At 69.3% G+C, this 10,864-nt stretch carries 5 protein-coding genes; all 5 read right to left on the reverse strand.

Annotated features, from left to right (window positions below; translation table 11 throughout):
* Positions 1-100: 100 nt before the first annotated feature.
* Genes BJY17_RS05705 through BJY17_RS05725 form a run of 5 tightly spaced genes read right to left on the reverse strand, consistent with a single transcriptional unit; the run spans position 101 to position 10,743 of the window.
* Positions 101-601 carry an FHA domain-containing protein gene (locus BJY17_RS05705; RefSeq protein WP_179550500.1) on the reverse strand — a complete coding sequence of 167 codons (501 nt, stop codon included), beginning with the start codon at positions 599-601 and terminating at the stop codon, positions 101-103.
* A gap of 44 nt (positions 602-645) precedes the next feature.
* On the reverse strand, positions 646-3,162 hold the full coding sequence (locus BJY17_RS18895; protein ID WP_179550501.1) for a transglutaminase family protein: 2,517 nt from the start codon (positions 3,160-3,162) through the stop codon (positions 646-648).
* Positions 3,159-4,478 (reverse strand): DUF58 domain-containing protein, encoded by a 1,320-nt coding sequence (locus tag BJY17_RS05715; protein WP_179550502.1) that lies wholly within the window; start codon positions 4,476-4,478, stop codon positions 3,159-3,161. The genes BJY17_RS18895 and BJY17_RS05715 overlap by 4 nt, the downstream gene beginning before the upstream one ends.
* The gene (locus tag BJY17_RS05720) at positions 4,475-5,443 is read right to left on the reverse strand and encodes an AAA family ATPase (protein WP_179550503.1); all 969 of its coding nucleotides are present in this window, start codon (positions 5,441-5,443) and stop codon (positions 4,475-4,477) included. Before BJY17_RS05720 ends, BJY17_RS05715 begins: the two co-directional genes overlap by 4 nt.
* A gap of 17 nt (positions 5,444-5,460) precedes the next feature.
* Positions 5,461-10,743, reverse strand: a complete 5,283-nt coding sequence (locus BJY17_RS05725) for an Ig-like domain-containing protein (protein ID WP_179550504.1) — start codon at positions 10,741-10,743, stop codon at positions 5,461-5,463.
* Positions 10,744-10,864 lie beyond the last annotated feature (121 nt).

Consider the following 10,864-nt stretch of genomic DNA (forward strand, 5'->3'; position numbering starts at 1 on the left):
GAAGCCCCGCCGCGGCAACGAAGGAGAAGACGTCGTCGTGCGCGCACGTCTTCAGGCTAACACCTCGGAAACGTCGACCCCGCCAGATGACGGCAGGCGGTCACGCGCGCTCGACGTGCACCGCGAATGTGCCGAGTTCGACCCGGTCGCCCGGCGAGAGCACGACGCGCTCACCCGGATCGAGGTCGCGCTCGACGCCGTGCGCATCGGTCACGAGCACGCCGTTCGTCGAGTGCAGGTCGGTGATCGAGAGTTCGGCGCCCTCGAGATCGATGATCGCGTGGGTCTTCGACACCGACTTCGCGGCATCGACGACGGGCACGAGCACCGCGTGCGGCCGCACCGGAACCGGCGCGGGGTCGCGACCGAGCACGAGCGAACCGCCGACCTGGAATCGCTGGCCGTCGTCGAGCGACAGCACCCACGGGCCGTGCGGTGGCGCCTCCCCTTCGGGCAGCACCGGCTGCGGCGGCGGCGCGGGCGCCACCGGCTTGAACGTCGGGAATGCGGCCGGCGCCACGGCGGGCGCGGGCCGCGGCGGCGCCTCGACCGTGTCGGGGATCAACCCCGGAGGCGGAACGATGAACCCCTCGTGCTCCACGGCTCCACTCTAGGGGAGCACGCGACGCCGGCGCAGCCGCCGCGTCATCCCGCTGCCGGTGCAGCGGCCTCGCCGCTTGCGGGCTCAGCGCGCTTGGCCGGTCTTGCGGGCTTGGCCGGCTTCGCTCCCGAGATGTCGACCTGCGCCCAGTCCCGCTTCGACCGGATGCGGAAGCGGCTGAAGAGACGCCTGAGACGACCGGATGCCGCGCGCGCGAGGCCGACCGCCTCGCTCGCCGCGCTCCAGCTCTCGTCGACGACGCTCTGCTCGATCTCCTCGCCTCCGAAGACCGCTCGGTCGGTGGCATCTGCCAGCGGCATCACGCGGATGCCGCTCGCGGGCGCATCGGCGCGGACGACCCGCACGGGCCCCGTGTCGGTGTGCGCTCCGCGCGCATCGCCGAGACCCTGTTCGCGCAACTGACGCTCGATCACCGTGGCCGTCTGCCGGCGGCTGCCGACACGCGGCACGTCGAAGCCGAGCTCGGCGAACTCGTCGGTCAGCTCGTCCCAGGCCCCCGCAACGCGTCGATCTCCCGACCCGCGGTTGCGACGGCGACGGCGACGGCGCGCCTTGATCACCGCGATCACGAGCATCGTGCCGAAGAACAGCAGCAGCGGAATGCCCACCACGCCGGCCGTGATCCAGGCCCAGAGCGGGATGGTGAACGGCTGGTTCTTCTTCTCGTCGTCGCTGTCGTCGATCTCGACCGCGGTGAGCAGGTCCTCGTCCTCGTTGTCGCTCCGCGGAGGCTGGCGCACCTGAGGCTGCGGCTCCGACTTCGGCTTCGGGGTCTGATCCTGCGGGATGTCGGTCTCGTCGGGCGTGGGGTGGAACGCCACCCAGCCGACGTCCTCGAAGGCGACCTCGACCCAGGCCGTGACGTCGTCGCCCACGACTTCGACGGCTTCGGCGTCTTCGCCGATCTGCGGCGCGAATCCCATGACCACCCGGGCCGGATACCCGAGGTACCTCGCCATGAGGGCCATCGCCGAGGCGTACTGCTCCTCGTCGCCGATCATCTGGCTCCGCGTGAAGAGCTCGATCATGCGGTCGGCGCCGTGTCCGGCACGCGAGGGCACGGCGTCGGAGGCGAGGCCATGGCTCAGGAAGCCCTGGGTCTTCAGCGCCGTCTCGATCGCGCGCAACTGCTCGATGGGGGTCTCGGCGCCGCCTGCGAACTCCTGGGCCTTCGCCACGACGACGTCGGGCGTGTTCTCCACCGGTGGCAGGTCGATCATGGCGGCGGGAGTATTGATCAGGTCGTCGTCGTCGATCCCCTTCTGCAGCGTCGCGTCGATCGAGTAGCGGTATTCCTCGTCGACGCCGCTCGTCAGCACCGCGGTGCCGGTCGCGGAGTTGTAGCGCAGGTCGCCCGCGCTGGCGGCGCTCGCCGCGTCGTCGAACGCCAGTCGGGTCGGATACCCGACGCCCGGCAGCCAGACGTCGTCGTAGGCGGCGATCTCGATCTCGGCCGAGCGTTCGGCGCCTGCGCGCATCAGCTCGGGCAACGGCAGGGTCTCGCCGACGAGCTCGAACCCGCCGTCGGAGGAGGCCATGTCGTCGGGGCCGGCGACGTTCCAGAGACGACCGTCGTACGAGTCCATGCTCGCGAGTCGGATGACGTCGCCGGGTTCGAGCCCCTTCGCCGTGAAGAGCGTCGTGTCGGCGAGGTCCTTCGTGTACGCGCGGAAGCCCGCGAGCGGGCTCGGGAACGCGAGCGGGTCGAACGGCGGCGTGATCTCCTCGCGCAGTACGAAGCGATCGGGCTGCGTCGGGGCGAGCGCAGTGCCGGCGAGGGCGCCGACGAGCACCGCGCCGGTGACGAGCATGCCCGTGCCGGCGAACTTGCGACGCCGGAGCCGGGCCGCCCCCTCATCGCTCGCCGCGGGAGCGGCCTGTCGGCGCCAGCCGAGCCAGATGAGCGCGATCGCGGCGAACGCGACGCCGCGGACTCCGGCGAAGTAGGTCTCATCGGTGCCGAGCAGGATGCCCGAGAGGAACAGGAGCGCCGGACCGATGAGCAGCACGGTCGCCCGGAGCGGAGTGCGCCGCACCGTCAGCCAGCGACTCGCGAGCATCGTGCCGACGAGCGCGACCAACCAGGTCGCGAAGTAGGGCACGACCGGGATGTAGTAGGGCGCCTCGACCGGCGTCTGGATGGTGACGATGTCCGCCCAGCCCCACACGGCGCCGAGCGCGAGGCCTGCGAGCGACTCGAGCGTCGGCACCACCCCGAACAACGACTGGGCGGGCATCGTGAGCGCGCTGCCGAAGAGGAAGTAGCCGAGCAGGGCCGCGAGCACGTTCGTGACGACGCCGAGGCGGAGCACGTAGCCGAGCACGCCGAACGCGGTGCCGACGACGAGACCGCCGATGCCGGCGACCAGGAAGTTGTAGTCGCCGAACGAGGTCTCGTAGCCGATGACGCCGAGGAGCGAGAGCACCGAGATGATCGCGACGTCGGGCCAGGCTCGCTTCGGGAACGGCCGGAGGGCGGACGGAGCGACAGGTGCCGGAGCCGCAGGGACCGCGTGCACGGGGGTCGAGGATTCGGTCACGGTCGCACCCGCCGCATCACTCGGGGAAGGTCGCCGATCGCGCCGATCGTCACGACCGTGAGGCCCGACACCTTCGCGATGCGCGACGGCGCACCGAACTCGGCTCGGAACCCGATGGTCTGCGTGTCGAGGCCGAAGACCGTCTCGGCGGCGCGGAATTCGGCGAGAGGCACCTGGGAGCCGCCGACGATCATCACGACGCTCGGCGGCGGCAGGCGCTTCGTCGAGTCCCGCGCGAAGTCGCGCAGGTTCGCATGGTCGCCCGACGTCTCGACCAGACGCGAGGAGTCGTCGAGCAGCGACGTCGGGGTGGCGGTGGAGAGCGGCATCCGCTCGCTCACGATGCTCATGCGGGTGCCGTCGCGCACGACCTGGACGCCGATCGACGCGGTGATGGAGATGGCGAGTTCGAACTCGTCGTCAGAGGCGTACGCGGCGCGGTCGGTCGTGTGCACGATCGTGAGCTGCGACCGGCGGGTCTCCTCGAACTGGCGCACCATGAGCTGGCCGGTGCGGGCCGAGGTGCGCCAGTGCACGTTGCGGAGCGCATCGCCCGGCTCGTAGGAGCGCAGGGCGTGGAAGGAGATGTCGTCGTTCGTGATCGTCTTCGTGACCTCGCCCTCGAGGTCGCGCACGAGGCCCGAGGCGCTCGGCGCCAGCCGGGCCGTCACGGGGTGCACGAAGAGCTCGACCTCGTCGGTCCAGCGCACGGTGCGGCGCAGCAGTCCGAGCTGGTCGCCGCGCACCGTGATCGCGGGGCCGGCGACGATGACGGCACGACGATGCGTCGGCACGGCGAAGAGCTCGTCGTGCTCGGCTCCCGGTGCGAGCACCGGAACCACGAACTCGGCGACGGCGCCGCCGACCGGCAGCTCCATGCGCGACGGGATCGACGGCTTCGCGGCGATGTTCGTCACGAGCATGCGGCCGAGTGCACGCTCGCCCGCGACGACGCGGTGCGGGTTCAGCTCGATGTGCACGCTGAAGTTCGCACGGCCGAAGACGAACGCGACCGCGACGAGGAGCGCGGCGGCGAGCGTCGCCGCGACGAAGCCGAACTCGATCCAGCCGAAGATGCGGCTGAGCGCGAACGCCACCACCGCGCCGGCGAGCACGATCCAGCCGAGGGGCGAGATCACGCTCGTCACCGGCGCCGCGAACCCGAAGACGCGTCCCAGTGCCTGCCCTGACAGCCGGAGCGCATTGCGGACGCCGCCCGCGACGGCTCGCCAGAGACCCCGCAGGGCGATGGCGGTCTGCGAGGGAACGCGCGGAGCGGCGGCCTCCGCGCGTTCGGGCGTGGCGGTACTCGTCATGCCGCGCGGTACGCGGGCGGTTCGATGTCGACCAGCACTCGGCTCACGATGTCTTCGGCGGTGACGCCGGCGAAGTCCGATTCGGGGTCGACGATGATGCGGTGCGCGAGCACGGGCACGGCGAGCTCTCGCACGTCGTCGGGCGTCACGTAGGTGCGGCCCTGCGACAGCGCCCAGGTCTTCACGGCGCGTGCGAGCGCGAGCGCACCGCGCATGCTGACGCCGAGCGTGGAGTCCTTGTGGGTGCGGGTCGCGGTCACGATGTGGTTGAGGTACGCGAGCACGGATGCATCGACGAACACCTCGGAGGCGAGCTGGGCCATAGCCGCCACCGACCCGGGGGCGATGATCGGCGAGACCTTCGAGGCGCGAGCCCGGTTCGAGGAGTCGAGGAGGAGCGCGACGGCGGTGTTGTGGTCGGGGTAGCCGAGCGAGGTCTTGATCAGGAAGCGGTCGAGCTGCGCCTCGGGCAACGTGTAGGTGCCGGCCTGCTCGACGGGGTTCTGGGTCGCGATGACCATGAACGGGCGGCCGACGTCGTGGCTCACGCCGTCGACGGTGACGCGCGCCTCCTCCATCACCTCGAGGAGGGCCGACTGCGTCTTCGGGCTCGCACGGTTGATCTCGTCGGCGAGCACGATCGAGGCGAAGATCGGGCCCTTGTGGAACTCGAAGACGCCCTTGCCCTGGTCGTAGATCGTCACGCCCGTGACATCCGACGGCAGCAGGTCGGGAGTGAACTGGATGCGCGAGTTCGAGCCGTCGAGCGTGTTGGCGAGCGCCTTGGCGAGCACCGTCTTGCCGGTGCCCGGCACGTCTTCGAGCAGCACGTGGCCGTCGCTGAGCAGCGCCGTCACGACGAGCCTGATGACCTCTCGCTTGCCGAGGATCGCCTGGTCGACGTTGTCGACGAGCTTCGCGAAGGCGTCGGAGAACCAGTCCGCCTGTTCCTGTGTCACTGCCATGTTCGATGCTCCTGTTGTCAACTGCATTGTCCGGGTGCGAGCGAGTTCCACGTCGCCCCTGAGATGGAATTCGTCCGGGAGATATTGGTCGGACCGCTGATCTCGACCCAGATGTTGGCGTCACGGCGTACGCCGAGCCAGTTCTCGAGTTTGACGGTGTCGCCGCTGCTCAGCGAGTACGGGCCATCCCAGTTGAAGTCGCTCGTGTCGCCGTTCAGCGACGTGACCATTCGGTGCGAGCCGGGCGTGAATCGTTCGTAGCGCACTGCGACGTGAGTTCCGTCGCCGGCCTTGCAGATCCGCGCCGAGGGCGGCGGCGCCGTGGCCGTCGCCGTGTTCGACAACGTCCACCCGCCGCAGCCGCCCGCGTTGCACGCCTGGACCCTGAAGTTGTGCTGGTAGCCGATGCCGGCGTTCCCGTTGGCGCTGAGCCCAGAGGTCGAGCCCGACTTGGTGCTGTTCAACACGAACTGCCAGTTGTAGTGCGTGATGGGGCTGCCGTTGGCCGACGCGGCACCCCATGTCAACCTGATGTCGCCGGAACCATCGCTCGAGGCCCAGAGGTTGGCCCAAGGCGGAGCGGACGGCTTGCCGAACGGCGTCACCGAGTCGCTGGCCTGCGATGGAGCCGATTCGCCGATCTTGTTCGTCGCGGTGACGGTGAACTTGTACGAGGTGCCGTTTGAGAGTCCGCCGATCGTCTGCGTCGAGCCGGCGTCGTCGGCGCCGAAGCGCTTGCTGCCGCCCGACCAGCTCACCGTGTACCCGGTGATCGGCGAGTTGTTGCTCGCCGGCGCGTTCCAGCGGACGGTCGCCGATTCGTCGCCGGTCCCCACGGCGGGCTTGCCGGGCGCATCCGGTGGGGCGCGCACGATGACGGTCGCCCGGCCTGCCACTTCTCGGGTCGGGTCCTTCGTGCCGTCCTGCACGCGATAGACGATGCTCAGCTCGCCGGTGAACGACGGCCCCGTCGTCACGGCGATCTCGGTGGGCGTGAAGCTCACGCTCGCGGCCGATCCGACCGAATCCTGATCGATCTGAGCGTCGATGATCACAAGCGGGGTGTTCTCGGCGGCGAAGGGATTGAGGTCGTTGGCGAGCACGTCGATCGGCAGTGTCTTCGACCGGAGCATCTCCTCGGGCCCGTCATCGCGCAGTACAGCCTTCGGTCGAGACGAGGTCACCACCTCGACGTCGATCGAACCGGGTACCGAGAACTCCTTGTAGTCGACCGTGAACGTCAGCGTCGTCTTCGTGCCGGGCTGCACGCCCAGCGGTGAGCCGACGGTCAGCGTCGAGCCACTGATGGCTGCCGTGAAGTCGGCGTTCTGGCCCTGCAAGCCGTTGTACGTCAGTTCCTGCAGCGCCTTGTCGCTCGGGTGTCCGCTCGACTGGCGCAGATCGATCTCCTGGGGCGTCTCCCCCGCCTCGACCTTGACGGTGCGCGGAGTGAACGTCGGTGGCACGTCTTCGAAGTTCGGATCGCCGACCGTGACCGGGATCGTGAGGAACGCCTTCTTGCCCTTCGGATCGTTCGCATCCTCACCGTCCGTGACTTCGAATGTGACGGTCGACTGGCCGCGGAAGTCCTTCGCCGGCGTGTACGTGAGCGTGGACGCATCCGTCATCGGCGATGATCCGTCGCTGTTGGACGCCGTGGCGGAGAGGATGCGAGCGGGCTTGCCCGACGGGACGATCACGATGTCGCCGATGTTCCAGGAGATCGTGCCGTTCATGCGCACGATCTGCGGTCCGAGCTCTGCGAGGTACGGGGGCGGGAAGGACTTCTCCTCGTCCTCCTGCTTCGCATCGTCGGGGTCGGCTTTCGGCGGCACCACGATGAACGCCATGGCCGAAAGCTCGTCGACCTCGTTCGTGAGCCGGTAGGCGATCGCCTGTCGCTTCGACGTCGGCCGCACCTTGACGGTGCCGTCGGTCATCACCTCGGCGTTCTCGGCGTTGGGGCCCTCGACGGCGACCACGAGGTCCTCGACGAGGCCGCCCGGGTTCTGCGCGTCCTTCAGCGGATCGACCGTGACGGACTTGCCATCGACGACCTGCTTCGGCTCGACGACCTGGTCGTGCGCCGTCGGCGGTTCGATCTTCGCGTCTTCGGCCACGAGCACCTGGATGAACGCGCCGTCGGCGCCGCCGTGCCCGTTGGTGATCTCGTACCGCACCGAGTTGCCGCCCTCGGAGTCGGGAGCCTCGACCAGCACACGGTTGTTCTTGACACTCGCGGTGAGTCCCTCGCCGACCTCGGGGAGCTTCTTCTGCACCTTGATCCGGTAGCCGCTGGGGTCGGAGTCGTTGGCGAGCACGTCGATCGCTGCGCGACGACCCGGACGCAGCTCGACGACGTCGTCGACGGCATTCGGCGGCAGCACCACGGCTGGACGCGGGATGACCCCGATGCGGATCGTGCCAGTCGCCGTCTTGCCCGCCGTATCGGCCACCTCGTATGTGAACGACTCGGTACCGGCCGCACCGGCGTGGGCCTCGTAGCTGATGTACGTGCTGCCGGTCTCGACCACGCGGCCGAGCGACGGCGGCGTCGTGATGCCGACGAGGGTCACGGAGTCGCCGTCGGGATCGATGCCGTCGAGCGGCACGTCGATCTTGAGTGCGGTGCCTTCGAACGTGCGCGACGTGAGCGGCAGCGGGAGCGGAGGCCGGTTCGACTTCGCATCGGGGCCGACGACGGTGAAGCGCACCGTCGCGGTGGCCGACTGCTCGTATTCGTCGACGACCCGGTACCCGGCCGTGTACACACCAGGCTTCTCCGGCGCTTGGAATCGCACGGTCTCCCCGGCGACGAACACGAGACCGCCCGCGTCAGAGGTGTCGGCGAGCTCGGGGTCGAGCGTGAGCGGCGCGGCATCCGGGTGGTAGTCGTTGTCGAGCACGGAGGCCGTGGCGATGTCGCCGGCGCGAACCGTGATCGCATCGTCGACCGCGACCGGGGGCTGGTGCTTGACGAGCGGCGGCACCGGAACCACGGTGACGGTGCTCGTCGAACTCGCAACGCCGTCCGAGACGGTGTAGGCGAACTGCAGCTGCTCGGTGAGCGCTTCGGACGCGGTGATGCGGGTGACCGTGTTGTTCAGCACCTCGACCGAGAGCAGATCTCCGGATGCCTCGGTGTCAACCGTCTGCACGGCGAGCACCCGTCCGCTCGGCGACACGTCGTTGGAGAGCACCGGGAGGGTCGTCGGCTGGCCGGGACGGAGGTACGCGGTGTCCTTCACCGCGATCGGGGGCGGCGATGCTCCCGGAGCCTCCTTGACGTCGACGCGGATGAGTCCCACGCTCGTCGCGGCGCCGGCGCCGAGGTCGTACAGGAAGATGTGGCTGCCGACCTTGTCGGAGCTGAACGAGATCACGCCGCGCTCGAGGTTCGGCTCGACGGACGCACCCGACGGCGTGTCCGTGACGCCGAGGAGGGCCAACGGCTCGCCGGATGGGCTGAGGTCGTTGACGAGCGGCTCGATCAGCACGGACTCGCCGGCGAAGACCTCGGCGAAGTCGGGCGTGCCGACCGGATTCAGCGCGCCCGGTTCCTTGACCTCCACGGTCAGCACACCGGCCGAGGTGACCGTGCCGTCGGAGACGACGAACTGCACCTCCTTCGTGCCGAGCTCACCGGTCTTGTGCTCGAACGTGACAAAGCCGTCGGGTGCGAAGCGGACGGAGTCGCCGGTGGTCGGCGAGGCGCTCACGAGGAATACGTCGTCGCCGTCGGGGTCGATCCAGTCGCTGAGCACGTTGTAGCCCATCGACTTGCCCTGCTCGACGCTGATGGCGCCCTCGCGGATGGCGACGGGCGGGTTGTTCTCAGCAGTCGGACGGATCGTCACGTCGACGTGGGCCTGTGCGACCCCGAGCCGGCCGTCGTCGGCGGTGTACTGGAACGACACCGTGCCCGCGGCTCCCGGTGCCGGGGTGAACTGCAGGGCTCGGCCGCCGTCGATGACCTCCAGCTTTCCCGACTCCTCCGCGATCTCGCCGACGTTCGTCGCGGTGAGCACGTCTCCATCGGGGTCGGTGTCGTTCTCGAGCACTTCGAGCAGCGTCGTACGGCCCGGCCGCACGCCGAACTCGTCGTCGCGCGCGGTGGGCGGACGGTTCGTCTCACTGCGTTCGGCGAGGGTGTCCTCGAAGGTCTGCTGGGAGGCCTTCTCATCGCCTTCCTCAGCGTCGCTCTCGTCGGGAGGGGTGACTTCGTCCCAGTTGTCGACGAGGCGCATGTTGGAGTCGACGAGCCACACGTTGCCGTTCGACAGGTTGTTCAGTGCGATAACGCTGCGGTTCACGCGGAACTCGAGGCGCGAACCGGCGGTGACCTGGTCGATGGTCTGCACGACCGGCTCCCGCCCGTCGCAGGCGCTGACGTATCGGCCGACGCCCGCCCACGCCCCGTGGGCGCAGCCGTCGAGCCAGACCGGGCTCGCGACCTCGGCCTCCGTGGTCGGAGCGTCGATGTCGGCGCCGATCGATTCGACGTCACCGCCCGCGAGCGGAACCCGAAGCAGGCCCTCGCCCGTCGCGAGGAGAACCGAATCGTTCTCGGCGCCGACCTGTTGGATCTTGAGGGCCGTCTCATCGAGCTGCCGCGCGCTGCCCCCGATGATGAGCGCGTTCTTCTCGGTGTCGAGCACCACCGGCTCATCACCCACGATCGACAGCTGATGCTCGCCGATCGCCGGGAGCTCGCTCGTCTCGGGCGCGCTGCCCGGCGACGTGATCTTCACGAGCTCGTCGTCGGCAGCGGAGCTCGCGTAGACGACGCCGTCGTTCGACACCGCCACGTGGGCACCCTTGCCGAGTTGCGCGATGGGCTCGGTATCGGCCGGGTTCAGCTGCAGATCGCCCGCGGCGCCCGTGACCCAGAGTTCGCCCTTCGGCGAGATGATCGCGAGCGTCTGGCCGCCGTGGTCGACCTCCGACCCCGGAGGTGCGGCGATGCCCTGGCCGAGCGTGGTGAACGCGGGGTCGATGCGCTCGATCGAGCCGAGGCTCTCGTCGTAGAGGAAGACGTCGTCGCCGTCCTGCAGCACGTCGAACGCGTTCGATGCGGTGTTCACGGCGGCGTCGAGCTCTTCGATCTGCCGGTTGAGTCGACCCGCGAGCAGTTCCTTGCCGTTGGTGACCCAGACCTCGCGAGCCGCGAGGTCGACGTCGGTGACGGGGAAGCCCTGGTGGAGCACGGCGAAGGTGAGCGGAACACCGGCGAGCAGTGAGATCGCGACGGTCGATGCGGCGGCCTTGCGTGTGCGCATCCACGACGCGAAGGTACTCACTCCGTCACTCCCCTGTTTCGCTCGATCTCGGGACCGGCGCCGAGCTCAACCCCCACACCGGGGTACACGGTAACACGATCGCGGGCGGAGTCCACATGGGGAGGACTCCCCCCGTCGCAGA

The sequence above is a fragment of the Agromyces hippuratus genome (genome assembly GCF_013410355.1).
Lineage (GTDB): Bacteria > Actinomycetota > Actinomycetes > Actinomycetales > Microbacteriaceae > Agromyces > Agromyces hippuratus.

What these genes read in the sequence shown, in the direction of transcription:
- BJY17_RS05715 (WP_179550502.1), bottom strand. Translation starts at nt 4,478, where the DNA reads ATGACGAGTACCGCCACGCCCGAACGCGCGGAGGCCGCCGCTCCGCGC.
- BJY17_RS05720 (WP_179550503.1), bottom strand. Translation starts at nt 5,443, where the DNA reads ATGGCAGTGACACAGGAACAGGCGGACTGGTTCTCCGACGCCTTCGCG.